At 63.0% G+C, this 24,125-nt stretch carries 23 protein-coding genes and 1 pseudogene; 17 read left to right on the top strand and 7 right to left on the bottom strand.

All coding sequences use genetic code 11. From position 1 onward, the window contains the following. The first annotated feature begins 244 nt into the window (after positions 1-244). From J2R99_RS00215 to J2R99_RS00200, 4 genes are read left to right on the top strand one after another with little or no spacing between them, the layout of a single operon-like run. On the top strand, positions 245-1,465 hold the full coding sequence (locus J2R99_RS00215; RefSeq protein WP_307152509.1) for an NAD-dependent epimerase/dehydratase family protein: 1,221 nt from the start codon (positions 245-247) through the stop codon (positions 1,463-1,465). Positions 1,466-1,488: 23 nt separating this feature from the next. Beyond that, positions 1,489-2,292: a glycosyltransferase gene (locus tag J2R99_RS00210; protein WP_307152508.1), complete on the top strand. Its 804-nt coding sequence runs from the start codon at positions 1,489-1,491 to the stop codon at positions 2,290-2,292. 16 nt (positions 2,293-2,308) lie between these two features. Next, positions 2,309-3,307 (top strand): NAD-dependent epimerase/dehydratase family protein, encoded by a 999-nt coding sequence (locus tag J2R99_RS00205; protein WP_307152507.1) that lies wholly within the window; start codon positions 2,309-2,311, stop codon positions 3,305-3,307. Beyond that, positions 3,285-4,595, top strand: coding sequence for a DUF3422 family protein (locus J2R99_RS00200; RefSeq protein ID WP_307152506.1), 1,311 nt, complete (start codon positions 3,285-3,287; stop codon positions 4,593-4,595). Before J2R99_RS00205 ends, J2R99_RS00200 begins: the two co-directional genes overlap by 23 nt. Positions 4,596-4,598: 3 nt before the next feature. Here the strand turns inward: J2R99_RS00200 and J2R99_RS17730 are convergent, their stop codons facing one another. Then, positions 4,599-4,760 (bottom strand): excalibur calcium-binding domain-containing protein, encoded by a 162-nt coding sequence (locus J2R99_RS17730; RefSeq protein WP_370872307.1) that lies wholly within the window; start codon positions 4,758-4,760, stop codon positions 4,599-4,601. Between J2R99_RS17730 and J2R99_RS00195 the strand changes: the two genes are divergently transcribed. Further along, entirely contained in the window at positions 4,743-4,880 is a 138-nt protein-coding gene (locus J2R99_RS00195; protein ID WP_307152505.1) for a hypothetical protein, read from the top strand. The genes J2R99_RS17730 and J2R99_RS00195 overlap by 18 nt on opposite strands. 263 nt (positions 4,881-5,143) lie before the next feature. Here J2R99_RS00195 and J2R99_RS00190 read toward each other — a convergent pair whose 3' ends face one another. Both J2R99_RS00190 and J2R99_RS00185 read right to left on the bottom strand, forming a co-directional pair. Then, positions 5,144-5,656 (bottom strand): hypothetical protein, encoded by a 513-nt coding sequence (locus J2R99_RS00190; protein ID WP_307152504.1) that lies wholly within the window; start codon positions 5,654-5,656, stop codon positions 5,144-5,146. Positions 5,657-5,722: 66 nt separating this feature from the next. Next, the gene (locus J2R99_RS00185; protein ID WP_307152503.1) at positions 5,723-6,139 is read right to left on the bottom strand and encodes a DoxX family protein; all 417 of its coding nucleotides are present in this window, start codon (positions 6,137-6,139) and stop codon (positions 5,723-5,725) included. Positions 6,140-6,578: 439 nt separating this feature from the next. Here J2R99_RS00185 and J2R99_RS00180 point away from each other — a divergent pair, with 439 nt between their 5' ends. The 12 genes and pseudogenes from J2R99_RS00180 to J2R99_RS00125 all read left to right on the top strand — a co-directional run bounded on the left by J2R99_RS00180 (position 6,579) and on the right by J2R99_RS00125 (position 16,142). Next, a complete protein-coding gene (locus J2R99_RS00180; RefSeq protein ID WP_307152502.1) occupies positions 6,579-8,063 on the top strand; it encodes a xylulokinase in 1,485 nt (494 codons plus the stop codon). Positions 8,064-8,244: 181 nt separating this feature from the next. Beyond that, positions 8,245-9,018, top strand: a complete 774-nt coding sequence (locus tag J2R99_RS00175; RefSeq protein WP_307152501.1) for an SDR family NAD(P)-dependent oxidoreductase — start codon at positions 8,245-8,247, stop codon at positions 9,016-9,018. Beyond that, positions 9,015-9,956 carry an ABC transporter permease gene (locus tag J2R99_RS00170; RefSeq protein ID WP_307152500.1) on the top strand — a complete coding sequence of 314 codons (942 nt, stop codon included), beginning with the start codon at positions 9,015-9,017 and terminating at the stop codon, positions 9,954-9,956. Before J2R99_RS00175 ends, J2R99_RS00170 begins: the two co-directional genes overlap by 4 nt. A 46-nt stretch (positions 9,957-10,002) precedes the next feature. Continuing rightward, on the top strand, positions 10,003-10,950 hold the full coding sequence (locus tag J2R99_RS00165) for a sugar ABC transporter substrate-binding protein (RefSeq protein ID WP_307152499.1): 948 nt from the start codon (positions 10,003-10,005) through the stop codon (positions 10,948-10,950). A 40-nt stretch (positions 10,951-10,990) separates the two neighbouring features. Beyond that, on the top strand, positions 10,991-11,728 hold the full coding sequence (locus tag J2R99_RS00160; protein WP_307152498.1) for an ATP-binding cassette domain-containing protein: 738 nt from the start codon (positions 10,991-10,993) through the stop codon (positions 11,726-11,728). A gap of 201 nt (positions 11,729-11,929) precedes the next feature. After that, on the top strand, positions 11,930-12,226 hold the full coding sequence (locus J2R99_RS00155; protein ID WP_307152497.1) for an ArsR/SmtB family transcription factor: 297 nt from the start codon (positions 11,930-11,932) through the stop codon (positions 12,224-12,226). Beyond that, the gene (locus J2R99_RS00150) at positions 12,223-13,299 is read left to right on the top strand and encodes a permease (protein ID WP_307152496.1); all 1,077 of its coding nucleotides are present in this window, start codon (positions 12,223-12,225) and stop codon (positions 13,297-13,299) included. Before J2R99_RS00155 ends, J2R99_RS00150 begins: the two co-directional genes overlap by 4 nt. 18 nt (positions 13,300-13,317) lie before the next feature. After that, positions 13,318-13,554, top strand: a complete 237-nt coding sequence (locus J2R99_RS00145; RefSeq protein ID WP_307152495.1) for a thioredoxin family protein — start codon at positions 13,318-13,320, stop codon at positions 13,552-13,554. A 58-nt stretch (positions 13,555-13,612) separates the two neighbouring features. After that, positions 13,613-14,521 (top strand): metalloregulator ArsR/SmtB family transcription factor, encoded by a 909-nt coding sequence (locus J2R99_RS00140; RefSeq protein ID WP_307152494.1) that lies wholly within the window; start codon positions 13,613-13,615, stop codon positions 14,519-14,521. Beyond that, positions 14,520-14,708: pseudogene (locus J2R99_RS00135) on the top strand (hypothetical protein); the annotation flags it as partial. The gene J2R99_RS00140 and the pseudogene J2R99_RS00135, both read left to right, overlap by 2 nt. A gap of 25 nt (positions 14,709-14,733) precedes the next feature. Then, positions 14,734-15,156: an arsenate reductase (glutaredoxin) gene (gene arsC, locus J2R99_RS00130; RefSeq protein ID WP_307152493.1), complete on the top strand. Its 423-nt coding sequence runs from the start codon at positions 14,734-14,736 to the stop codon at positions 15,154-15,156. 515 nt (positions 15,157-15,671) lie between these two features. Beyond that, positions 15,672-16,142 carry a DUF411 domain-containing protein gene (locus tag J2R99_RS00125; RefSeq protein WP_307152492.1) on the top strand — a complete coding sequence of 157 codons (471 nt, stop codon included), beginning with the start codon at positions 15,672-15,674 and terminating at the stop codon, positions 16,140-16,142. Positions 16,143-16,223: 81 nt separating this feature from the next. Here J2R99_RS00125 and J2R99_RS00120 read toward each other — a convergent pair whose 3' ends face one another. The 4 genes from J2R99_RS00120 to bcsA are packed head-to-tail and all read right to left on the bottom strand — an operon-like array spanning position 16,224 to position 24,041. Continuing rightward, positions 16,224-17,888 carry a hypothetical protein gene (locus tag J2R99_RS00120; protein ID WP_307152491.1) on the bottom strand — a complete coding sequence of 555 codons (1,665 nt, stop codon included), beginning with the start codon at positions 17,886-17,888 and terminating at the stop codon, positions 16,224-16,226. After that, on the bottom strand, positions 17,879-19,168 hold the full coding sequence (locus J2R99_RS00115) for a family 8 glycosyl hydrolase (protein WP_307152490.1): 1,290 nt from the start codon (positions 19,166-19,168) through the stop codon (positions 17,879-17,881). The genes J2R99_RS00120 and J2R99_RS00115 overlap by 10 nt, the downstream gene beginning before the upstream one ends. Further along, positions 19,165-21,573, bottom strand: a complete 2,409-nt coding sequence (locus J2R99_RS00110; protein ID WP_307152489.1) for a cellulose biosynthesis cyclic di-GMP-binding regulatory protein BcsB — start codon at positions 21,571-21,573, stop codon at positions 19,165-19,167. The genes J2R99_RS00115 and J2R99_RS00110 overlap by 4 nt, the downstream gene beginning before the upstream one ends. Next, the gene (gene bcsA, locus J2R99_RS00105) at positions 21,570-24,041 is read right to left on the bottom strand and encodes a UDP-forming cellulose synthase catalytic subunit (RefSeq protein ID WP_307152488.1); all 2,472 of its coding nucleotides are present in this window, start codon (positions 24,039-24,041) and stop codon (positions 21,570-21,572) included. Before bcsA ends, J2R99_RS00110 begins: the two co-directional genes overlap by 4 nt. Positions 24,042-24,125: the final 84 nt, after the last annotated feature.

The following is a 24,125-nucleotide window of genomic DNA, read 5'->3' as shown; positions in this document are numbered from 1 at the left end:
AGCCTTTTTTTGAGCTGGGCAAGCGCTCTGTAGCTTTCCCTGAAGGTCTCGCCGCGACGTCCGAACCCCTGGCGACCCCTTGGTGAGCCGCTGGGAACGAAGGCCCCGTCGGTGTCGTCGGTGCAGCTTCGCCCTATGAGGTGGACGCGCAACGTCGCATCCCTGGCTTGCAGCATGGGATTGTCATCTGGCGCCGATATTGTGACAAGATCGACGCAAAGCGCACTCAGGAGATGGGATTGTCATGAAGATCGCGGTTTTAGGAGGCGACGGTTTCGTCGGCTGGCCGACCGTCTTGCATTTGTCGAAGCGTGGGCACGAGGTCCACATCATCGACAATCTGAGCCGTCGCTGGATCGACACCGAGCTTGGCGTTCAGTCGCTCACCCCGATGGATTCAATCCAGGAACGTTGCCGAGTCTGGCGCGAACTGACGGGAGTCGCGCTGCGCTTCCATTTGATCGACGTCGCCAAGGAATACGAGCGGTTCAAGAATTGGCTGGATGAGAACCGTCCAGCGGCCATCATCCACTTTGCCGAGCAGCGCGCCGCGCCCTATTCGATGAAGTCGGATCGTCACAAGACCTACACCGTTGACAACAACGTCAACGCCACCCACAACATTCTGAACGCCATGGTTGCGGTCGATCTCGACGCGCATCTCGTGCATCTCGGCACGATGGGCGTTTATGGCTACGGCACCGTCAAGGCGCAGATCCCAGAAGGCTATTTGCCGGTCAAGATCCAGAGCCAGACGGGAGAGTGGGAGGATCGCGATATCCTCTATCCGGCCAATCCGGGCAGCGTCTATCACATGACGAAATGCCTCGATCAGCTGCTCTTCCAGTTCTACGCCAAGAACGACGGCGTTCGCATCACCGACCTGCACCAGGGCGTGGTGTGGGGTACCAACACCGCCGAAACGAAGATGCACGAACAGCTCATCAACCGTTTCGATTATGACGGCGATTACGGCACCGTCCTCAACCGCTTCCTGATCCAGGCTGCGGTCGGCTATCCGCTGACCGTGCATGGTACCGGCGGTCAGACGCGCGCTTTCATCCATATTCAGGATTCCGTGCGCTGTATCGAGATCGCCCTCAAAAACCCACCTGCATCGGGCGAGCCGGTGACGATCTTCAATCAGGCGACTGAGACCCATCGCGTGCGTGATCTTGCCGAGCTCGTCGCGAAGATGACGGGGGCGAAGATCGCCAATCTGCCCAACCCTCGCAAGGAGGCGGACGAAAACGAGCTCTCCGTCTGCAACGAAAAGTTCCTGGCTCTCGGCCTCGACCCGATCCGACTTGAGGAAGGTCTCTTGTCGGAAGTGATTGATGTAGCCCGCAAATACGCCTACCGCATCGACAAAACACGCATTCCGTGCGTGTCCGGGTGGACGAAGGAGCGCAATAAGGCGATTAATACCCACCCAGGTTCGCCGAAACTGACGGCGATCTCCTAGAGTTCAAAGAAAGTCTCGGCCGTATGGCGAAAGTTGCCTATGCTACCCTTGCCGCCAATCCTGACTACTTGATCGGAGCGACGGCGCTTGCGCGTTCGTTCCGCATGACGGAATCGGAGGCGCCGCTGCTTGTCCTGGCCCCGGAAGATCTTCCGGGGCTCGATCAGATGGAGGCGGAAGGGGTGAGGGTGGTTCCGACGCGTCCGCCGGACGTGTCGGAGGCTTTTCGCGAGCGCCATAGCCGGGCTGCTCAGCACCGCAAAGCGCCTTTTACGAGGGGTGAAAAGCCGAGCTTTCACGACCCGCTTCTCAATTTCGCCAAGCTGCGGCTCTGGGAGCTCGATGAATATGAGCGCATCGTCTTCGTCGATGCCGATGCGCTCTTTCTGCGCAATTGCGACAAGCTGTTCGGGTATCCGGGCTTTTCGGCCGCACCCAATGTCTATGATGCGCTCGACGGTTTCCATCGGCTGAATTCCGGCGTTTTCGTAACCGAGCCCGACAAGGCGACCTACGAGACGATGATGCTCGTCCTCGACGCGCCCGACGCGTTTTGGCCCCGCACCGATCAGAGCTTTTTGCAGGATTATTTCGCCGATTGGCACGGCCTGCCGTACATCTACAACGTCCTGCAATACGTCTATTTCCGATTGCCGCAGCTGTGGAACTGGGACGCCACCAAGATCCTGCACTACCAATACGAAAAGCCCTGGCAGGAAGATCACCCCAAACGCGCTGAGCTCGGGCCTCTGATCGATCTGTGGTGGAACGTCATGGAAGGGCGCGGCCTGCCGGAATCCCTCGATCCCATCGTGCCTGTCACATAAGGGTTCTTCCCTGAGCATGAGCGAAAAGCCGCCACGCGTTCTCGTCACCGGCGGGACCGGCTATGTCGGCCAGTTGATCGCGCGCCATCTGGCCGGCCGTGGTTTTCGGGTCCGGCTCGCCTCGCGGCAGCGGCCTCCCGAGGGGTGGTTCTCCTTTCCCTTCGAATGGGCGCCCCTCGAGCTCGATCCGCAGGCCGACTTCGCAACCGCCCTTGCGGACGTCGATCACGTCGTCCATGCCGCCTTTCAGCATGTTGCGGGGCGCTACCGCGGCGGCGAGGGCGACGATGTTGAAGGCTTTTACCGCGCCAATCGTGACGCCTCTTTGCGCTTCCTGACGGCGGCCAAAACCGCTGGCGTGAAGCGTGCGATCTTTTTGTCGAGCCGTGCCGTCTACGGTTCTCTTGAAGGACCTCTCGATGAGACGATGGTCCCGGAGCCCGATACGCATTACGGCCATGTGAAGTTTGCCGTGGAAGCGGGTCTGTGCAAGCTTTGCCTTGCCCCGCCAGAGGCTTTCGCGCCGCTCGCCGTTCCTTCTGTCACGCCTGCCACGCCGACTATGGGCTTTGCCGGCGCTTCACTCAGAGTGACGGGCGTTTATGGTCTTGTGGAACCTCTGGAACGGACGAAGTGGATGAGCATCGCGCGCCAGATTCTTGACGGGACTCTCGAAATTGCGCCGCGCGTCGCAACGGAGGTCCACGGCGAGGATGTCGGGCAGGCTGTCGCTCTCCTCCTCGAAGCTCCCGCGGAAATGGCCGCCGGACAGGTTTACAACTGCTCCGATCTTCTTCTCAGCAACCGCGAGATCGTAGCGGCTTTGCGCAAGGTTCTGGTGCGGCCAGGATCACTGCCGGAAAGGGGCGACGAAAGAAGTGTCGCCATCATGCGTTGTAATCGCTTAAGGAGACTGGGCTGGCAGCCGGGCGGGCGGGCGCGTTTCGCCGGCACGATCGATGCGCTTGCCGGCGTTTGTGGAGCCGAAGCGAATGAACCCACACCCTTTCCCTGAGCATCCGCAACGGGAATACCTGATCCGTGAGTTGCATGCGCGGCCCTCGGAGCCGATGCGCGCGCCATTGCGTATTTCGCAATTTGCAGCCTTGTCTGGTGAGAAGAGCCTGGAGGCCGACCGGGAGCATCTGGCGCGCCTTTGTGCGCGTCTCGGCGGCTCAGCGCCCTCAAGCGACGCGAAGCACCACACGGCCGAGTTCGGTGGGCTCACCGTGAAATGGGAGCGGCATACGGAATTCTGCTCCTACACCTTCTTCCGGCGGGCGCATTTCACCCGCCCCTTCGAAGACACGATCATCGAGGAACTGCCGCGCGACTGGCTGGCGGACGTGCCGGGTGAGGTCCTGTCGGCGGTGCATTTGGCGATCATCCCGAAAGAGGTGGAGATGCCGAGCACGGAGGAGATCTCGCTCCGGCATTTCAATGGCAATCCTCTGATCGGCAATTCCGTAGCCGGTGGCAAGGCTCTGGTCTGGGCCGATTTCCGTCTGCATTCCGACCATTTCACGCGCATTCTCATCCAGGACAAGGGGCTCGAGGAGCGTCATGCCGGGCGCACCGTGCAACGGCTCGTCGAACTCAACACCTATCGCGCGCTCGCGCTTCTCGCTTTGCCGATCGCCCAGGAGGCAACGCCGCGGCTGCGATCGGTCGACGAGGCGCTGGCCGATATCAGTGCGCGCATGGCCGACCGAGCCGACAAGACGAGCGACGCCGATCTCCTTCGGCACCTGTCACAACTCTCTGCCGAGATCGAAAGCGTGGCGGCGCGCACCAGCTATCGTTTCGGCGCATCGCGTGCCTATTATCAACTCGTCAAACAGCGTCTGCGTGATCTGCGTCTGGAGCGGATGGACGAGGTGCTCACCATCGACGGCTTTTTGGACCGGCGCATGGGACCGGCGATGGCGACTTGCGAATCGGCCGAGGAGCGCCAGGAGGCGCTGGCGCAGCGCGCCGCACGGGTTGGCAGCCTTTTGCGGGCGCGTGTCGAGGTGGAGCTCGAAGAGCAGAACCGAGACCTTTTGAAGAACATGGACGAGCGTGCGCGTGTGCAGCTCAAGCTGCAGGAGACGGTCGAGGGCCTGTCGGTGGTGGCGATCAGCTATTACGCCATCGGTCTCGTCGGCTATATCTTCAAAGCGGCGGAAAGCGCCGGCACGCCGATCAATGTTGGTCTGGCGACGGGTCTTGCGGTGCCGTTCGTGGCAGGTCTCGTGTGGTACGGGGTCCGTCGGGCACGGCGTGCAGCTGCCAAAAAGCATCCCGATGAGACCACGACCTGAACCTCAAATCGACGTTCGTCTAAGGCACGGGTTCGCTGCAATCCCATCATTGTCGGCGTCGTGGCGCGGCCAGTAGCCCGGCTCGCCACGTCTGGCTGGTGCGAGCTTGACGAGACGGGCGAGACCGCAGTTTGGCGCCGCTGCGTAATGGTGCAGGACGATCAAGGGCGGCAGATGCGGCTGGGCGAGAACGGCAGCGAAGCCGGCAAGGAAAGCCAGGATAACGAGTGCGACGAAGGGGAGCCGACGTTTCCGAGTGCTTCGATACCTGTCGGCGGTTTCTGAGACGCGTGTGAAGCGCTGCCTCAGTTTTTCGGCTTCTTTTTCGGCAAGATCGGAGGGCAGACGGGGACGGGTGTCGCCGCAGCTTCCCCGCGCCCTTCGTGACGTTTCGATCTGCCCCAAGGGCCCGGTCGCTGATCGGTCTCGCTTCGTATATCCCCCGGCATGTTTTGCCACCTGCGCATGAGGAGTTAACCTCAGGCTGCAAATGGGGCGGCCGGCGCGCGCACGGCGGTGCGGCTTTCTGAAGCGTGGATTTGCCGGCGTTACTCGCTCGCCTGCGCCTGCTCGGCAAGGCGTGAGGCGATCTCGGCGCCGTTGGTGCCGTTGCGCGCGCCGATCGTACTGAGCGTGTCGCCAAGTGACGCTTTGATCCCGGCCTGGCGCAGCATCGCCAGTGCGATCTCCGGTTCCAGTCCGAAGGCCGGGGCAGCTTTCTCCAAGGGCGCGCTCGACAACGCCTGAAGCACGGTTGCCGGGCTCACATGTTGAGCGTTTCCCGTCATTCCGGTCAGCGCCACCGATGCCACAAGGGCAACGCCGAAGGCGCCACGACCGGAGCGCCGTTTGACGGAGCGGACAAAGGCTCTCCAGTTGCGGACAAGCAGCCAGAGTGCGGCAATGATGAAGACGACGCTCAGCCATTCATGCGCAAAGCGGACAAGATCGCTGTAGCGGTGCGTGAGCATCATGATCCCGGTCACGCCCGAGACGACCAGGAGCGCGATCACCGCCGGCTTCACGATCGTATCGGTCGGGTCCCTGACGAGCGAGGCCATATTTGCTTTCCTTGGCCGCAGACGGCGAAGAGGGAAGGGCGGAGCGTCCCGCCCTTCCGGTAGAGATCAATCGCGCGGCGGCAAAAATGCCTTGTTCGAGCGCCAGGCATCGACGCTCCACGGGCCGGGACCGGCGAAGACGAGATAGAAGAACAAGAAACAGAAAAGGATCGCCGCATCGCCGCCATTCAGCACGGGATAGAAGGCGCGCGGAAAATGCGCGAGGAAATAGGCGAAGGCCATGAGGCCGGAGAGAACGAAGGCGACCGGCCGGGTGAACAGACCGATGACGAGGAGAGCGCCCCCGCACATTTCGAGAACGCCGGCGTACCAGCCGAGGCTGAAGGCCGCCGTCACATGATCGGCCGGTGGGAAGCCCAAGAGCTTCTGCGTGCCGTGCTCCATGAACAGGAGTGCGGCGACGATGCGCACGATGCTGAGCACGCGCGGCGCCCAAATTATCTCAAGATCCTTGGTGGTCATGGAAATTTCCTTCTTGATGATCGCCTGGATCCGCGAGCCTGGCCCGCAAACCGCCCCGGCCGCTTGTTCGCCCCTGCGCGGAGGATTGGCAGCCTCCGACGGGCGATGACGAGCGATCAGCTTCCCAGGAGAAAGCCACAGCATGGCTTCTCCCGCAAATTAACAGCTGGTAAGTCAGAGGCTTAAGAATGGACTCAGATGAGTCGCATGAGGAGGCTGTGGAGCTAAGTTATAGGTCCTGCAGGGTTTTCTTTGTTTCTGCGCGCGCTCTTCAATCTGCTGTGACCCTCTCGCACAAGGTATCACGCTTGACCTCTGCTTCCGCAGACAAGGCAACTTTCCTGCGCCATGCAGGAAGTTCGCGGGTGTCGTACAGGCAGAAAGCCGCGTCATGCGCGCCTCGACCATGGCGGCAAAAAACACTCCGGAGTCGTCTCCCATGACGCGTGTCCTGGCGATCGATCTCGGCGGTTCCGCTCTCAAGGCCTGCATCTTCGATGCGAACGGGGCGGTCCTGGCGAGTGCCAATGTCCCAACAGGCTTCGAGGAGCAGGCGCCCGGACATTCCGAGCAGGAGCCGGCGCTCTGGTGGGACGCCCTGAAGAGCGCCTGCGAACACATCTCAAGTGAGAGCGAGGGTGGTCTCGGCGGCATTGCGGCGGTGGCGCTGTGCGGTTTCACACGCACGCAGGTCTTTCTCGATAAGGAGGGAACGAGTGTGCGCCCGGCACTCGGCTTTCGCGATTCGCGGGCCGAAAGCGTCCTGGCGACGGCGCGGATGGATGAGGCTCGTAGCGCCAGCGGGGCGCTCGCAAGCCTCAACGCCTTCCATCCGATAGCGCGTCTCCTTTGGTTGAAGGAGAACGAGGCAGCGAATTGGGAAAAAACGCGGCTTGTTCTGGAGCCCAAGGATTACCTCAATCTGCAACTGACCGGCATCGCCCGTTCCGACCGCGTGTCGCAGCATTGGCTGGCGCAATCTCTTGCCGGCGGCGATGCCTCCCTCGCCGCGCGCCTCGGCGTTGAACGCGCTCTTCTGCCCCCGCTCGGGCGGCCAGAGGATATTGTCGGTCATGTGCGCGAAGGTCTGCCGGGGGCGCTGAGCGCCCTTGCCGGCGCCAAGGTCCTGTGCGGTTCCAACGACAGCTGGACGGCGGTCGCTGGCCTCGGGGGGCTTAAGAGTGGGAGTGCCTATTGTATTTCCGGCTCGTCTGAGGTCTTCGGCCTGCTGTCGCATCGGCGGGGGGAGACCGAAGGGCTGATCACCATCCCCTGGGGGGAGGAGCTCTGGCATCTTGGCGGGCCGGGCCAGAACGGCGCCAACCTTCTTGCCTGGATCGTCGATTGGCTCGATCCGACGCCTCGCCCGTTCCATGAACGGCTGGCGACCCTTCTGGCCGAGCCTGAAAACCCGCGCCCGCTGCTCTTTCACCCGTATCTGCATGGAGAGCGCACACCGTTCTGGGACGGCGATCTGGCGGCCTCCTTTCTCGGTATCACGTCCGGCCACGGCCGGGGCGATCTCGTGCGCGCCGTCATGCAAGGCGTCGGCTTTCTCAATCGCACGGTTCTGGAGCGGGCGGAGACTGCGACAGGCCTTGCCGCGGAAGCCGTTCGTATGGCCGGAGGCGGCACGAAAAGCCCGCTCTGGAACCAGATCCGCGCTGACATTCTCGGCCGTCCCGTGCTCGTCTCCCGCCACGTCGAGATGGGGCTTGCCGGTTGCTTTGCCCTTTGCTGTGTCGCCCTTGGCTCTGCCGAGAACATTGGCTCGGGCGCACCCGATGCCGACTTCACCTTCTACCTGCCGAACGCGGTGCGGCACACGCATTACGATATGCTCTATGCCCTTTTCACCGAGATGCACGAGCCGGTGGCACATGCTGCCCGGTCTCTTGGGAAGCTTCGCCGGAGGCCGGAGTGAATGCGCTGTCCGGGAGCGACATGCGGCTTTAGGGGCAAAGAGCCGATCCGACCCTTGACCTTACGCCGCATTCTGCGCCACGCGAACACTCAAGCATAATGTACTGAAATGACTCGTGGATGCAGATGAGGCGAGGGATGAGGCACGGCATGCCGCTGCGAGAGCTGCGGGGAGCGACTGGATGAGCGGAAAACCGATCGTTCTCATCACCGGGGCGAGTGGCGGCATCGGCCGTGCGACCTTGTCTGCCATGCAACGCGACGGATGGCGGATCTTCGCGACCGATCTCGATGATGGCGCAAGGCTTGCCGATCTGTTGGGAAAAGACGACGGCTACGCGTCCGCCGATCTCCTCGACCGTTCGGCGCCAGAGGCTCTGGTCGAAGCCTGTCTCGCCCGCTTCGGCCGCATCGACGGCCTCGTCCATTGCGCTGGCACATCGCACGTCGCGGCTTTTCCGGACCAGGACGATGAGGGCTGGGAGCGGGTGATCGACGTCAATCTCTCGAGCGCCCATCGTGTCGGCCGGGCAGTGGGGCGCGCCATGCGTGCTGCCGGAAATGGCGGCGCGATGGTCTTCGTCTCCTCGATCGCCTGGCTTTCGGGTGGCGCCAACCCGGCCTATGGCGCGGCCAAGGGAGGCGTCAACACGATGACCTTCAACATCGCCCAGGCCTTGGGGCCCGATGGTGTGCGTGCCAATGCGGTGGCGCCGGGTATCATCGCCACCGAGATGGTGCGTGGAGCTTTCCCGGGCGATGCCTTCGGCAAACTGGAGCGAGCGGCCTCGGCGCGAACACCGCTTCGTCGTCTCGGCAAGCCTGAAGATGTGGCGGAGGTCGTCGCCTTCCTCATGTCGCCGCGGGCCGCCTTTGTGACGGGCGCCGTCATTCCCGTCACCGGCGGGCTGGAATTGATCCCGCCGATCGGCAAGCTCGCGGACCAGGCCGGGTGAGAGATTTCATCGCCAAATACGGGACGGCGCTCGCGGGGCTCCTTGTCTTCGTCTTCCTGCTCGTCTTCGCGCGCAACTTCGCCTCCACCGCCAATCTGCTGAATGTTCTGAAGCAGACGAGCTTTCTGGCGATCCTCGCCACCGGCTTCACGTTCGCGCTTTTGACCTCCGAGCTCGATCTCTCTTTCGCCAATCTCGCGAGCCTGGCCGCTGTCGTCACGGGCGGTCTCATCGCGGGGGGCACGTTTTGGGGGCTTGCCGTCGTCGCGGGCCTCGGCGTCGCCACCCTGGGCGGACTGGTGAACGGGCTCCTCGTGACCGGTGTGAAGGTGCCCTCGCTCATTGCCACGCTCGGCACGGCCGCGATCGCCAATGGGCTGACGTTCATGATGACCGGCGGCGTGGCTTTCGTCGGACGCTGGGATCCCATGTTCCTCGCCCTGGCACGCGGCGAACTCTTCGGTATCCCGGTCCTCGTCATCGTCATGGTGGCGGTCGTTTTCAGTGCCTGGTTCGTGACGCGAAAGACGCGGCTCGGCACGCATATGCTGGCGACCGGAGAGGCGCAGGAGGCGGCCCATCGCGCGGGCATCGCGACCCGGCGCATGAAGCTGATCGGCCTCACGCTTTCGGGCTTTGCGGCGGGCATCGCGGCCGTTCTTCTCGTTGCCAATCTGAGCTCCGCCTCGCCGCAGATGGCGGGCGATTATCTCTTGAACGGCATCGCTGCTGTGCTTCTCGGCATGACTATGTTCGAGCCGGGACGCCCGAACATCGCCGGCACCTTCGTTGGCGCCCTGATCATTTCGGTGCTTGCCAACGGCCTCGTGCTTCTCGGCGCGCCCTATTACCTCCAAGATATCATGCTCGGCGTCATCGTCATCGCCTCGGTGAGCGTCTCCGCCAGCGTTCTGAAGAAGGCCGCATTTTCCGTATGAAGCGCGCCGAAAAAGCCGCGCTCTGCCAACGACAAGAGGGATGAACATGAAACTCAGATTGCTGCTTTCGCTTGCCGTCGTCGCCTTCGCGGTGACGCGCGCGGTGTCCGCGCAGGCCTTCGAGCTCGGCGTCGTCGCCTTTCAGATGTCATCGGAGACCCATGCGCGCGTTGCCAATGCCGTCGAAGCCGCTGCCAGGAAAAAGGGCTGGGACGTCGTCGTGTTGAATTCCAACGGCACGCTGCAGACACACGCCGAGCAGATCGAGAACCTCGTCCAAAGCGGCGTCGACGGCATCGTGCTCGCCATGTCGAAGCCCGTCGAGTTCGATGCGCAGATGCAAGAGGTGAAGGACGCAGGCATCCCGTTGATCACAGTCATGAGCGGGGCCAGCCCGAACGCGCTTTTCGATATCCAGGTCAATGAGTACGCCGTCGGTTCTGAATCGGCTCTCTATCTTCTGGGGCAGCTCGGCTATGAGGGCTCGATCCTGACGGACCGCTTCGAATCCAATGTCGGCACGCGCATTCGCGGCAAGGTGCTCGACGTCGTCTTGAGCGAAAACCAGGCGGTGAAAGAAGTAGGCAGCCATTCCATGGCTCGCACCAAGAGCTGGCAGGAGGATGTGCGGAACGGCATGAACGCTCTCATCATGCAGAATGCCGGCAATTTCGATGGCATCTGGGCTTCCTTCGATGGTCAGGCCTTCATCATCGACGATCTCCTTAAGCAGCAGGGCATGCAGAAGGGGGACGTGGTTCTTGTCTCTACCGATGGCGGGCCGGAAACGTTCCGGCGCATCAAGTCGCCGGATTCCATGCTGATGGCGACCGTTGCGATCCCGTTCGAGGCGATGGGTGAGGCTGCCGTCGATGCCATGCAGAAGATCGCCGTCGACGGCGCAGCGAAAGAGACGATCACCTCCGGCCCTTATCTCTACATGCAGGCCGATCTCGTCGATCAATCGAACGTCGACGACTTCATCAAGGAGTAGGCGAGGGGTCCGGCGGGCCGCCGGCCACTTCGGAAAAAAGATGAGCGACATCCTCACCGTCCGCAACGCCCGGAAATCCTATGGCGCCGTCAAAGCGCTGCGCGGCGCCGATCTCAGCGTCGCGGCCGGCGAGGTGCATGCGCTCTGCGGCGACAACGGCGCCGGCAAATCGACGCTGATCAAGCTCGTCTCGGGCGTGGAACGCCCGGATGTGGGTGACATTCATGTGCGCGGCGAAAAGGTGCGGCTCGCAAACCCGCATGACGCGCTTGCGGCCGGCATCGCGACCATTCACCAGGATCTCGGTCTCGCGCCGCGCATGATGATCTATCAGAACATTTTTATGGGCTCCGAGCTGGAGAGGCGGGTCCTCGGCGTCAAGGTGCTCGACCGCGCCGCCATGATCGCCCGCTCGCAGGACTTCCTGATCTCGCTGAATTCGGTGATGCGCGATATGACCGCCAAGGTGGAGAACCTGTCGGGCGGCCAGCGTCAGGCCGTGGCGATCTGCCGGGCGCTCCGCTGGAAGGCGGAAATCATCATCATGGATGAGCCGACCGCCGCCCTCGGTGTGCGCGAGACGGAAGAGGTGATGAAGCTCATCCGTCGGCTCAAGGAAAATGGCGTCACCGTCATCCTGATCAGCCACAATATGCACGACGTCGTGGCCGTCGCCGACCGGGTGACCATCTTGCGCGGTGGCCGGACGGAAGCCTCGCTGTCGACCGACGGGCTGACATCGCAGGCCCTGTCGGAGCGCATCATGGGCGGCGCCTGAGCCCAAGCGAGGCGGAGAACGGCCGCCATCCGTGCGGGGTGAGGCCGGTTCGCACCGAACGCTAAGCCCACCGCAGATCCGACGGACGCTGAGAGCGAATATCGTCCGTGTCCTTCATGCCTGCCGAGCAACGCACTTGACTTCGTCGCGCAGTGAGAGTTTATGCGCTTAAACGCATATGCGCAAAGTCGTGAGTTTGTGATGGACGTATCTCTTGTTCTCTCCGCCTTGGCTGAGCCGACGCGGCTTGCCGCCATCCAGATCGTCTGGGACGGCGGGGAGCATTGCGTCTGTGAGCTGATGCAGCGCTTGGAGGCAACGCAATCGCGCATGTCGCGGCATATGGGGGTGCTGAAAGCTGCGGGGCTCGTCGTCGACCGCCGCGATGCGCAGTGGGTTCGCTACCGGCGCAACCCGAACCTGCCGCACGAACTCGCAGCGATCGTGGATGCGGCCCTGGTCGCGCTCGATGGCGGGTCGAAGAGGGCAGCTGCATGAGCGCCTCCGGCCTTGCAGAAAGTACGTCCTCCGCGCCAGGCCGGCGGTCCTCACCGCTTCTGTGGTATGGCGGCACCGCAGCTGCTCTGATGCTTTGGTTCGGCGTTTATATGGGCCTCAAGCCGGCCGCCGAAGCGCTGACCGGCTTGCTTCCCGTCGCGAGGGAAAGCCGGCTTGGCGAGGCAATTGCCTTCTTTCTCTACGACACGCCGAAAGTGCTGATGCTGCTGGCCCTCGTGGTTTTCGCCATGGGGGTGGTGCAGTCCTTCTTCTCGCCGGAGAAAACGCGGGCCTTTCTGTCGGGTCGGCGCGAGGGTGCCGGCAACGTCATGGCGGCTGGGCTCGGCATTCTGACGCCCTTTTGCTCGTGTTCGGCCATTCCGCTCTTCATCGGTTTCGTGCAAGCCGGCATACCGCTCGGTGTCACCTTCTCGTTCCTGATCGCCGCCCCGATGGTGAACGAGGTGGCGCTCGGCCTTCTCTTCGGTCTGGTCGGCTGGCAGGTGGCACTCCTCTATCTTGCCTTCGGGCTTGGCGTCGCGATCGTGGCTGGCTGGGTCATCGGCCGCCTGCATATCGATTCCTGGCTGCAGGACTGGGTGCGCGAGTTGAATGCTACGGGCGGCTGCTGCCGCGTGGCAGAGGATGAGATTACCGGCGTGGAGCGTCTCCGCGAGGGGCTTGCCTCCATGAGGGAGATCGTCGGACGGGTGTGGCCTTGGATTCTCGCCGGCATCGCTGTTGGCGCCGGCATCCACGGCTATGTGCCGGCGGAGCTGATGGCGCGCATCATGGGCGCGGAGGCCTGGTGGTCGGTGCCCGCCGCGATCGGCCTCGGCATCCCGATGTATTCCAATGCTGCCGGCATCATCCCAGTGGTGGAAGCGCTTCTTGATAAGGGCGCGGCCCTCGGCACGACGCTCGCCTTCATGATGTCGGTTCTGGCGCTCTCGCTGCCGGAGATCGTCATTCTGAGGAAGGTGCTGAAGGGAAGGCTCATCGCCGTCTTCGTCGCCATCGTCGGGACAGGCATCCTCAGCGTCGGCTTTCTCTTCAATTTCCTGTTCGGCTAGATCGGAGGCGTTTCTGCCATGAAAGACGTGAAAGTGCTCGGCCCCGGCTGCAAGCGCTGTGAGACGACCGAGGCCATGCTGCGCAATGCTGCCACGAGGCTTGGCATTGAGGCGCAGATCGAAAAGGTGACGGACTACGCGGCGATCGCCAGCTACGGCGTGGTGTCGACACCCGCAATCGTCATCGACGGCCGGCTTGTCCATGCCGGTGGTCTGCCGCGTGAGGAAGCACTTGATGAGTGGCTCGCCACGTAAGTGAGAGGGAATCTGGTCGGCCTCTTTTGTATTTCCATAATTCGCGTATTATCGAAATATGGATACAAGAACCGCTCTCGACGTCCTCTCCGCGCTTGCGCACGAAACCCGTTTGTCGGTCTTCCGTGCGCTCGTCGCCGCGGGCGGCGAGGGGGCGGCGGCCGGAGTTCTGGCGGAGCGTCTCGATGTCTTGCCGAACACGCTGTCGGCGCATCTGAGTCAGCTTTTGCGCGCAGGCTTGGTGAAGAGCGTGCGCGAGGGGAGGTCGATCCGCTACACGGCCGATCTCGACGCCATCGGGGATCTCCTCGCATTCCTGATCAGAGACTGCTGCGGCGGGCACCCGGAAGTGTGCACGCCGCTTGCCGCCCTGGCGCAGGGATATGCCGCCTGCACGACGAAAAACCCACAGGGAGCTGAGGCCACAGAGGTCCGGACATCGAAGGAGGAGACGATGGTAGCGCCTTATAACGTCCTGTTTCTCTGCACGGGAAACTCTGCCCGCTCTCTCCTGGCCGAGGCGGCCTTGAACAGGGAGGGCAAGGGTCGCTTCCGCGCCTACTCAGCCGGCGCGCATCCGAGGGGCGAGCCGCATCCTTATACGCTCGATCTGCTCAAATCGCTCGGCTACGATACGGCCTTCGCCCGCTCCAAGAGCTGGGAAGAATTCTCCGCGCCCAATGCGCCAAAGCTCGACTTCGTCTTCACCGTCTGCGACCAGGCTGCCGCCGAACCCTGCCCGGTCTGGCCGGGACAGCCGGTGACGGCACATTGGGGCGTTACCGATCCTGCCGCCGCGACCGGCAAGGAGAGTGAGAAGCGGCTTGCCTTTGCCGAAGCCTACCGCATGCTCTTCAATCGCATCTCGCTATTCATCAGTCTGCCGATTGCCTCTCTCGACCGGCTGGCACTCGAAAAGCGGGTGCAGGAGATCGGTACCGATTCCGCCGACGCCGAAACCGTCTGACTCCGGTGCGGCGCTTGTCACCGCTGTTGGCGTTCTGATCGAGGTGCCCGTGATGCTGTCAGTGGTAAAGACTGTCAATTCCAGCAAGGGCTGGTACGAAGCGGGAGCGGCCATGAGGAGACACGCCGAGCGCGAGGTGGCCAGCATCGATCCCACTCCTGCTGTTCGTGACGCAGCTGCGACCTGAAGATGCTTTGCGAGATGACCACCCCATGAACATCGTTATCCATCACAATCCTGATTGCGGCACCTCGCGCAACGTGCTGTCGATCATCGAGAAGGCCGGTTATCAGCCGACGGTCATCGAGTATCTCAAAGAAGGGTGGACCCGCCCGCAGCTTCTGGCGCTCTTCGCCGCGGCAGGGCTGACGCCGCGCGAGGCGCTGAGGACGACGAAATCACCGGCCGAAGAGCTCGGCCTGCTCGATCCCGAGGTCAGTGACGAGAATCTCCTGGAGGCGATGATTGCGCATCCTGTCCTGGTGAACCGGCCGATCGTCTGTACCCACAAGGGTGTGCGGCTGTGCCGCCCGAGCGAGATGGTGCTCGACCTTCTGGACCGCCTGCCGCCCGGGCCGCTCGCCAAGGAGGACGGGGAGCTGATCATCGATGCGAGCGGACGCAGGGTCGCATGACGGATGCGTTCGCTTAAATTTCTGTAACCCGTTGACTTGCCTCAAGCGCTGTATCGACGGATCTGCTAAATTGCAGAGGATGCTCGCAATTCGGATCCCACGTCTGGCATCGTTGCTGCTTGCGCTTCTGCTGGCCCTCGTCGGCGGGCAGGCGAGCTACGCCTCCTCGCATGGCCCGACGATGGCGCCGATGGACGTGTCAGAGATGCGCCTCGTGGTCGAGCAGTCGCATGATTGCTGCCAAGAGGCGCCGGTGGAAGAGGCAGGCTGTATTGCAGTCTGCGTTGCGACCCTGCAAGCTTTGGCAACCTCTCACTTGCCGGCTGTGCCCGCGCCTCGGCGCGCTTTCGTGGCGGGCATGCGACCCGATGCGAGGGTGCTTGTCGGAACGGATCCGGAAGCCCTGTCGCCTCCCCCACGAAGCATTCTTTCCTGAACGAAACGGGCAAAGCCCGAAACAGACTGAATCGCCAGGGTGAAACCTGGCTCATCCGCACTTTGGAAAGATGCTTCCGATGAAATCTCGTTTTCTTCTCGCTGGCGCTGCGGTTGCCGGCATGCTCGCCGTCTCCTCCGTTCACGCGGAAGGACTTCCAGCCATGACCGTCTACAAGGACCCCTCCTGCGGTTGCTGCACAGCCTGGGCAGATAAGATGCGCACCGAGGGCTTTGCTGTCGAAGTCGTCCCGACCGACGACATTGGCAGCGTCAAGCAACAGTTCGGCGTGCCTGACGAGCTGGCCTCATGCCATACCGCCGTGGTCGGCGGCTACGTCCTGGAAGGTCACGTGCCCTCGGCGATGGTCGCGTGGCTTCTCGATGAAAAGCCTATGACGGCGGGTCTCGCCGTGCCCGGCATGCCTGTCGGCTCGGAAGGTATGGCCATGCCAGGCATGGAGCCGGACACGTATCCGGTCGTCTCTTTCGGAGCTTCCGGACAGTCGACCTATGCCCGCTATCGCGGCGAGGAACGCCTGTCGGATTAAGACGCCCGATGAAGAAAGGGCGCTCACCCCACTTGGGTGAACGCCCTTTCGACTGGCTGGAGGTGCCAGGCTTTCTCTTGTCTATCGATGACGGGCGGGCAGCTGTGCGTTCATGATCCAAGCCAGCGCTTCCCGGGTCTCTTTGGTGGAGCTCTTCGCGTCGAGCTTACGGAAAATCTCCCGCGCTTCGGCGATCTGATGCACGTGGTAGAGCGCCCAGCCTCTGAGCATCATCATGCCGCGCGACTTGCCGTCGAACTCGTCGAGAAGTGCCAGTGCCTCGCGGTAGCGCTTTGCCCCGAAGAGATCGTTCACCCGCTGAGCGACCCGCGCCGCCCGCACCTGTTGCGTGCGATCGACGGTCGAGGCGGTCCGCGTCGGGCGCTTGAGCTCCGGTGCGATTGCGGCGACGCTCGGATATTCCGGCGAGAAGCTCTTCACGAGATCCGCGAGTTCTGACCATTGGTTGAGATGGAAGGTCGCAAGAACGAGGCCGAGTGCCGTCGTATCCTGCGGCTGCCAATCCATTGCCTTCCGGAACCAGCTTTGGGCATCATCGAAGGACTTGGTGTTGTAACGGTACCAGGCGAGCGCCTGCGCGCCGTCGCCGGATTGCGTGTCTTCGATGGCGTTGGCCAGCTTGGTGACGTAATCGCGTGTGAGATCGGGCGGGGGATCCATGCTGAGACGCGCAGCGCCGAGCCCGAGAAAGAGGCTGCGCACCTCCGACGATTCCGCTTCCCATTTTGCGGCGATGGCTTCCGCTTCGTCGGGCTTTTCAAGTGCGCTCAGAGAAAGCACGGCGCCTTCGGCCGATTTCACGTCACCACCGCGCTCGAGCGCCGTCTTGAACCAGCGCGCAGCATCCTGCCAGTCGTTCTGGCCGTAATAGAACCAACCGAGAAGCGCCGCATCGGACGTCGCGCTCGTATCGGCCTTCACGCTGCCTTCGAAGCGCATGAGTTCGCCACGGGAGATCGTTCCCACGTCCTTACCGGCGGCAATCGCGCCGATACGCGCCCGCAGCAGGTCGTCTTCGACGATGTCGAATTCGTTGCTACCGTCTGGATTGGTGCGGCCGAGCGAGATCAGCGTTTCAACCTCGCGCACTGGCAGAAGGCCAAGCGCCTTCTGTATGGTGCCGAGCCGCTCCCCGGAATTTTCGGATTCCTGCAGGATTTGCTCATAGAGGGCGAGCGCCTCCTGCTCTGCATGGTTGTGCGCCTGCGCTTCCGCCACCCGCCACATGACGTCGACGTCCGCCGTGCTCAGGATGAGGTCGCCGCTCCCTGCGATATCGAGAACCTTGCCCCATTGCTGGAGATCTGAGGCGTTGACGAGACGCTGGCGGGCGCGCTTGTGGGCGACTTTGCTCTTGAGGTCTTCGGACGGCTGCCAGCTGGGCTCCGAACGGCGGCGCTTCTCGATCGCAGCTTCGAGATCATCGAGCCGGTCGGCCGCGAACAGCTCCCAGAACTCCGTTTCGTCGCTGCCGCCTGTCACCTGGGTGAAGAGGTCGTCGGGCGGCGTCCAACCCGGATGCAATTGCTGCAGCCGATGGATTTCAGCCTCGACACGGTCGAGCTCCTGGTTACGCGCATAATAGCGCAAGGCGCTCTCATCGACCTGAGCGATGGCTGCGCCCGACATGTGGGCGGGTGCCTTGATGGTGATGGTCTGCGCATGTGCCGGCGCGATCCAGGCAGCCCCTGCAAGAAGAAGAAACGGGAGCGTTTTCAGCGACATCCTGAATATGCCTCCTGTGCTGCAACGACAGAGAGGGCCTGTAGGGCACTCGGATAGTAAAGGTCGGGAAGGCTGCTGCGGGCCGAGGAAGGGAAGGGCGCATCTTTGAGTGCGCAGGCCACAAGCCCCGCAACCGCGGCATAGCCAGGGCCGCCCAGAGGCTGCACCGCCCGTCCTGACATGACGTCGACGGTGCTCGGTTGCGCCCGCTCCCAGTGAGCCTGATAGGGGGCGAGATCCGAACGGTCTCCGGCCTGCGCCCAGGCTGCGTAAAGGGGAATGCGGATCGCGTTGTAGGCAAAGGTCGGGGGAAACCCGTTTGCCGGTCGCGGTTTTTCGCCCGACAGCGAGATCCAGTCGCTCGGCAGGTCGCTTTTGCCGAAACGGGTGGCGCGCATCAGCGCGATGCCGCTGTTGCGCAGGGCATCCCAATCATATTGCGGCGCGGCCTTTGCGAGGGCCGGGAAGGCGGGAAACACCCAATAGGAGAGATTGACGACGGGGCCGTCGCGGCGATCATCGACGCGAAAACCGTGAACGCCCGGCAGAATGATGCGGCCATAGGCGCTGTCTTCCGTCGCATTCTCGTAGACGGCTGAAGCGATATCGCCGGCGGCCTTGCGGTATTCCGGCTCGTTGAAGCGGGTCGCGCCCTCCATCAGTGCCCAGGCGATCAGGATATCACCGTCGGTGGCGTTGTTGGGGTCGGTGATGTGGGGATCGGCATCGGGCTCCCAGCGCCAGGCGGCAAGGCCGTCGTCGCGGATTAGGAGTTCGGTGACGGTCCAGTTCCACAAGCGGCGAAAGGTGACCGGGTCATCGGCAAAGGCCGCCAGGAGGAGGCCATATCCCTGGCCTTCGCTGTGGCTGATCTTGCCATTGCCGTCGTCGATCACGCGGCCCTCATCGGCGATGAAATTGTCCCGGAAATTCGCCCAGAGAGGCGCGGGCAGGTCTGCCTTCGCAACATCGGAGCCCGAGCCGCTCGTAGCACCGGCCGCCGCGACTTCGATCGACTTCGAAACGGGCGTCACCGCGGCCGCATGCTGCGGCTCGAAGGTCGTTTCTACGAAAGGAGAGGCGCTCTCCGCCGATGCCATCGGCTGACGGAGTGCGATGTTGCGAGGGACGAGGCCCGCAACCTTGGCGTCTTCGCCCGGCTCGCAGGGGGCTGCAGCCTTTAGCGAGGGCTTGTCGTTCAAAAGCGCCGCACCCGCCGAAATTGCCAGAAGTGCCGAGAAGGACGCCACGATCGCAGTGACGGAAACGCGCGCGCTCATGACGAATGCCCCACGCGCCGCAGCAGAGCCGTCGTTGCGAGGCCGAGGCATGCGCAGGCGGCGATGAGGCCAAGGACGTAATAGACGATATTGAGCGACATCCATCCTGCCGCGATGAGTCGGATGTTCTGGAAGGAGAGCGGCTGCGTCGTCACATAATAGAAGCTGCCGTTCGTGGCCTTGGTGATGTCGCCGTCGTTGCGGCCGAATGCAAGTGCCCGCCCGTCCAGCCGGTAAAGCAGCGATGCCGTGTTGATCTGCGAAACAGAGGCTGCGAGCTCGCCGCTCGTAGGTGCCGTCACCACCGTCCAGGTACGTCCCTCGTTTGCGGGAGCTTCTGCTTGTGCAAGTACGAGTGTGCTGCCGGGTTTCACCCGCAGCGGATCGGTGCCGTCGCCAAAGCCGATGTCAGCGGTTGCGGTTCCGACTTGATCCTTGAGCCAGGAGATCACCCGCTCGAAAGGTCCGCCGAAGCCGCCGTTTTCCCGCATCTGTTCGGTCCAATCGTCGAGCGAGACGGAGGGCTGCATGAAAAGCCGTTGCGAGACGAGCTGCGGCGCCGGTTCGTCGCGACCGGTTGAACCTGTGTAGAGCGGTGCTTCGGAAACGCCGGCTGTGCCGACACCCCTGTCCAGCATCTGCGAACGCCATGCCTGGCGCATGCCGGCGGCATCGAGACCGACCGCATCCGCGACGGAGCCAGGCAGGGACTGGGCCGCGGCAACGACGATCGAGGTGCCGGCGTCAGCCGGGGGTGCAGAGAAGGCGACCTTGAGGTTGAGAGGAGAGCCGCTGACCGCTGCCAGATTGGCTGCGAGCGTCCCGGCGGCGGAAAGCGTGTCGCTGTCGGGATTGGGGATATAGGCGGCTGTCGTTTCGCCTTTGGCGTAGGGGAATCCGCCGCTGAGGGTCGAAGCGAGATTGGGCATGCGCGCGATGCGCGCAACCGGTGGGAGATAGAACTCGCTCGTATCCATGATGAGGAAGCGACTGGGGCTGGAGAGCCCGGCAAGCGTGTTGCAGCTGCGATCGCTAGGTGAGGGGAGCTGCGCCTCGATCTGCACACGGTTGATGCCGGGATGCAGCACTTTCAGCGGGATCGGGATTTTGCGCCCCCGCATAAGCGCGCCGTCGTTGTCCATGAGTGGCAGGACCGAGGCCGTCTGATCGTTTACGCGCACCAGGAGCTGGCTCTTGGGATCGAGCCGAGGTGCAAAGCCCGCCGTCAACCGGATCACCGCCTGGTTGTAATCGGCCGACAGAAAGTCATAGGGCATGCGAATGTTGAAGGTGGCGCGATAGAGGCGGCCGTTGAACTCCTCCGAGACGACACCGAGGTCGCGCAGGCTGACCGAATTTCCTGGCTGCAAGAGGCGGCCCAAGGCATTTTCTGCGGCACGCAACCCGGAGGGCGTTCCTTCCGAAGGCTCCGTTTTGCTTCCGGCTTCAAGGCTTGCGAGCGCTGCGTCGATGGCGCCGTCGCTGCCTCCTACGATCCAGATGGACACCCGACCATGGATCAAATCCATTTCGTCGGGGAGGATGACGGACACGCCGGGCTGCGCCGCCTCGCCGGGCTTCAATACGCCAAGCCGACGCAATTCCTCGGGTGTTCCGATCGCAATCTCGACCCCCGGCCCTGAGGCGAGGCCGCTGTCGAAGCGAACTTCGCTGCGTGGAGCCTTTGTCATGATCGCGGCGATTTCGGCCGCGCGCAAAAATCTCTCGGTCGCCTTCGGTGTCGGCGTCTCCGGTGCCCGCACGCTGATGCTCACCGCGCCATCGAGGCCTGGATTGACAGCGGCGAGATCGCTCAAGCGCTCGAAGCCAGCACCTGCCCCGGCGAAGGCAAATCCCGTGACGCCAGGATAGATCTGGGTCCACAATTCGTAGGTCCCCTCAAGCGAGCAATCGACGCGGTGCCGCTGCTGCACCGAGATGCGCACGGAATTGTAGCCAGGCTGGAGGAGGCCCGGGGGAACGGAGAGGCGAGTGCGGGCGAGCTCGTCGGGCGATGCGATTGGGATTTCACCGATGCTGACTTCGTTGACGGTCACGGTCAGCGTCGAGCCCTCCGACATCACCGACACGCTGTTGATGTAGCCGAGCTGCATCTCCGCCGGTGAGGCGGCCTGGGTCCTCGTCAGATAGACGGGCCATTCATGACCGGCGGTTTCGCCGTCGAAATGCAGATCGACCATAGACGCGGGAAGGCGGCGAAGATCCGGATCGATCTCTGTCGCGAGCGGCACGCCCGTGTCGGAGATCGCCATCTGGCTGGTCGCGGGCTGTGCCACCACCGGCGATGCGGGTCGAACCTGATCGATGGACAGGACCACCTTGCCCGCCTGAGCCTGCGGTGCGAGCAGGAGGAGTGCGAGGCCGGCGGTTGCGAGGTTTCTCATACCGCATACTCCCAGACGTCATGACCGAGCGAAGCGGTGGCGGCCGTCGATGTTGAGATGGAACGCCGGCGTTGCGTCTCGATCGGCTCGGCCGGGTCGACCCGTGGCGTGTCGAGAGCTGCCTCTGCCGCGCTGGAGGCCGCGGGAGCCGGTGCCGGGGTGGGAACAGAGGTCGTTCCAGCTTCGAGCGCCGCGCCCGGCGCGACGTGCAGGTGGGATTGGGCGCGCGGCAAAGCAGGCTCCGAGCGGCCCATTTCGACACCGAAACCGGCTTCGGCGCTGGCAATTGGTTCCGCGCCCACTGCCGCCGGCTGATTGCGCCTGAGGCCGATCCGGAAGGCCCGCAGCGTGTAATAGAGGCTCCAGGAAAGGAACCCGACCGTGGCGCCAACGACGCTCCGCGACTGGCGTCGCCGGCTGCGGAATGTCTCGAAGACAGCCGGGTTGCGGTAGAGGAGATCGGCAATGAGCTTGTATTGCGGCGCCGTGAGCTGGATGAATTCCATGCCGAGGAAGCGGCCGCGGTCATCATTGCCGGCGCGGCGCAGAACGACGGCGATCGCCTCCTTGGTGACGCTGCCGTCGTCGTTGATGAGACGCAGCATGGCGATTGTCGCGCCGGCCTTCATCGGCGGCAGCGCATCCTCAAGTGGGCGCACCCGGATGCCACTGGTGGAGACATCCTCCACCGATACGGCGATTTCGCCGACACCGACGATCTCGAGCACTGCGCGCCGCACGACGGCGAGGCGCTGGGCCCGGCGCCGCTCCGGCATCTCCGACACGACCCCGAGCGCGACGCCGGCAATGACGAGATTGATGGCGTTCCACACGCCGCAGATCATCAAAAGATCATTGCCTGCGGGCTCGGTGAAGTAACGCCAGCCGGCATAGATGCCGGTCACGGCGAGCACACCGAAGATTGCGAAATACGGGCCAGCAAGCGCCGAGAGCTGCTCCTTGTCGCTCGTCTGGCCTTTCGCCGTGACGTTGAAGGTCGGCGCGCGCGGATTGACGACGACGCTCAGGATCGCCCTGCCCAGATAGACCGACTGCACGTATTCGTAGAGCTCCGACACCCAGGGCCAGCGCAGCCGCCCGTAGAGATAGCTCTGCAGCATGATGTTCACGGTCATGTAGGCGACGGTGTAGCCGACGAACTCACGGAAGCTCGCTTCGTAAATTTGCAGCGAGAAGATGATGTAGAGAAGCGGCGCCAGCATGAAGGTGAGGCGCGTCAGAGGGAACAGCCAGAAGAGGGACGACGAGAGATAGGCGATGCGCTGTTCGAACCGAAGTCCCCGCTTGAAGAGCGGGTTCTTCAGCATCAGGATCTGCACCATGCCACGGCACCAGCGCGAGCGCTGGCCGATGAAAGAGACGAAGTTTTCCGGCTGCAGACCGGCGATCAGCGGAATGTCGACATAACGGCTGTTCCAGCCGCGTGAATGCAACTCAAGCGCTGTCTCGCAATCTTCGGTGATGGAGACGCCGGAGAAGCCGCCGGTTTCCTCAAGCGCCGCGCGCCGAAGCACGGCTGCCGAGCCGCAGAAGAAGGCGGCGTTCCACTTGTCCAGACCCCTCTGGATCATGGAATAGAACATCTCGTTTTCCGACGGCATTCGCTCGAAGGTCGAGAGATTCCGTTCAACCGGATCGGGATTGAGGAAGAAGTGCGGCGTCTGCACCAGGAAGAGACGCGGATCGTCAGCGAAGTGACCGACGGTTTCGCGAAGGAATGAGCGGACGGGGCCGTGGTCGGCATCGAAGACCACGATCAGATCGGCAGTGGAGCAGGCGAGACCGTTGTTGAGATTGCCGGCCTTTGCGTGCTCGTTGCGCTCGCGGGTGAGATAGTGGGCGCCGAGCTGCGCGCACAGCCGCTGCAGTTCGGCGCGGCGGCGCTTGGCGGGGACCGAAACGTTCGGATCGGGATTGTTGACCTTCTGCTCGGTGCCGCCGTCGTCGAGCAGCCAGACCTGTCTTTTTTCAAGCGGATAATCCATCGCGAGCGCTGCCGCGATGGTTGTGGCGAGAAGGCTTTTGTCTTCGTTGTAGGTCGGAATGAAGATATCGACAGTCGGAAGCTCCGCATCGCGAAGCTGGCGCGCCCTCTTCCTTTCCAAAGGGTCCGCCGTGATGAACAGGCTGATGAACAGCATCAGCACCGAGAACATTTCCATCAGGTAGACGAGGAAGCCCGGAACGAAGTTGATTGGCTCCGAAATCGGCGGCAGCGTCGAAGTGGTGCGCCAGTAGACGTAACGCAGCACCACAGCGGTCGCGAGTGCCAGAAAAACCTGGCGCCAAACGCCTTCCTTGCTGAACATCCACACGGCTGCCATCCCGCCGACGGCCGCCACGCCCATGACGAACTGTGCTTCGATGCTGATGGGCTGCATGATCAGCAGCAGCGTGGCGGTGGTGGCCAGAAGCCACAACATCGCCAGCGGCATCGTTTTCGACATGACGCCTCTCCTACCCCTTGTTGAGGGGGATATTGAGCCGACGCCCGTGTTTAAAAGCTTAATCAAATTGCGAATAGGCCGCAG

Origin of the sequence: Rhodopseudomonas julia, from assembly GCF_030813515.1 — a bacterium.
GTDB lineage: Bacteria > Pseudomonadota > Alphaproteobacteria > Rhizobiales > Afifellaceae > Afifella > Afifella julia.
This window is presented reverse-complemented; position numbering and strand designations above follow the sequence as displayed.

Excerpts from the sequence above, each read along its gene's own strand:
- J2R99_RS00190 (WP_307152504.1), bottom strand. The coding sequence starts at position 5,656 with ATGGCCTCGCTCGTCAGGGACCCGACCGATACGATCGTGAAGCCGGCG.
- J2R99_RS00110 (WP_307152489.1), bottom strand. The coding sequence starts at position 21,573 with ATGAGAAACCTCGCAACCGCCGGCCTCGCACTCCTCCTGCTCGCACCG.
- J2R99_RS00180 (WP_307152502.1), top strand. The coding sequence starts at position 6,579 with ATGACGCGTGTCCTGGCGATCGATCTCGGCGGTTCCGCTCTCAAGGCC.
- J2R99_RS00185 (WP_307152503.1), bottom strand. The coding sequence starts at position 6,139 with ATGACCACCAAGGATCTTGAGATAATTTGGGCGCCGCGCGTGCTCAGC.
- J2R99_RS00165 (WP_307152499.1), top strand. The coding sequence starts at position 10,003 with ATGAAACTCAGATTGCTGCTTTCGCTTGCCGTCGTCGCCTTCGCGGTG.
- J2R99_RS00210 (WP_307152508.1), top strand. The coding sequence starts at position 1,489 with ATGGCGAAAGTTGCCTATGCTACCCTTGCCGCCAATCCTGACTACTTG.
- J2R99_RS00205 (WP_307152507.1), top strand. The coding sequence starts at position 2,309 with ATGAGCGAAAAGCCGCCACGCGTTCTCGTCACCGGCGGGACCGGCTAT.
- J2R99_RS00215 (WP_307152509.1), top strand. The coding sequence starts at position 245 with ATGAAGATCGCGGTTTTAGGAGGCGACGGTTTCGTCGGCTGGCCGACC.
- J2R99_RS00150 (WP_307152496.1), top strand. The coding sequence starts at position 12,223 with ATGAGCGCCTCCGGCCTTGCAGAAAGTACGTCCTCCGCGCCAGGCCGG.
- J2R99_RS00155 (WP_307152497.1), top strand. The coding sequence starts at position 11,930 with ATGGACGTATCTCTTGTTCTCTCCGCCTTGGCTGAGCCGACGCGGCTT.
- J2R99_RS00125 (WP_307152492.1), top strand. The coding sequence starts at position 15,672 with ATGAAATCTCGTTTTCTTCTCGCTGGCGCTGCGGTTGCCGGCATGCTC.
- J2R99_RS00200 (WP_307152506.1), top strand. The coding sequence starts at position 3,285 with ATGAACCCACACCCTTTCCCTGAGCATCCGCAACGGGAATACCTGATC.
- bcsA (WP_307152488.1), bottom strand. The coding sequence starts at position 24,041 with ATGTCGAAAACGATGCCGCTGGCGATGTTGTGGCTTCTGGCCACCACC.
- arsC (WP_307152493.1), top strand. The coding sequence starts at position 14,734 with ATGAACATCGTTATCCATCACAATCCTGATTGCGGCACCTCGCGCAAC.
- J2R99_RS00175 (WP_307152501.1), top strand. The coding sequence starts at position 8,245 with ATGAGCGGAAAACCGATCGTTCTCATCACCGGGGCGAGTGGCGGCATC.
- J2R99_RS00140 (WP_307152494.1), top strand. The coding sequence starts at position 13,613 with ATGGATACAAGAACCGCTCTCGACGTCCTCTCCGCGCTTGCGCACGAA.
- J2R99_RS00160 (WP_307152498.1), top strand. The coding sequence starts at position 10,991 with ATGAGCGACATCCTCACCGTCCGCAACGCCCGGAAATCCTATGGCGCC.
- J2R99_RS00195 (WP_307152505.1), top strand. The coding sequence starts at position 4,743 with ATGGTGCAGGACGATCAAGGGCGGCAGATGCGGCTGGGCGAGAACGGC.
- J2R99_RS00115 (WP_307152490.1), bottom strand. The coding sequence starts at position 19,168 with ATGAGCGCGCGCGTTTCCGTCACTGCGATCGTGGCGTCCTTCTCGGCA.
- J2R99_RS00145 (WP_307152495.1), top strand. The coding sequence starts at position 13,318 with ATGAAAGACGTGAAAGTGCTCGGCCCCGGCTGCAAGCGCTGTGAGACG.
- J2R99_RS00120 (WP_307152491.1), bottom strand. The coding sequence starts at position 17,888 with ATGTCGCTGAAAACGCTCCCGTTTCTTCTTCTTGCAGGGGCTGCCTGG.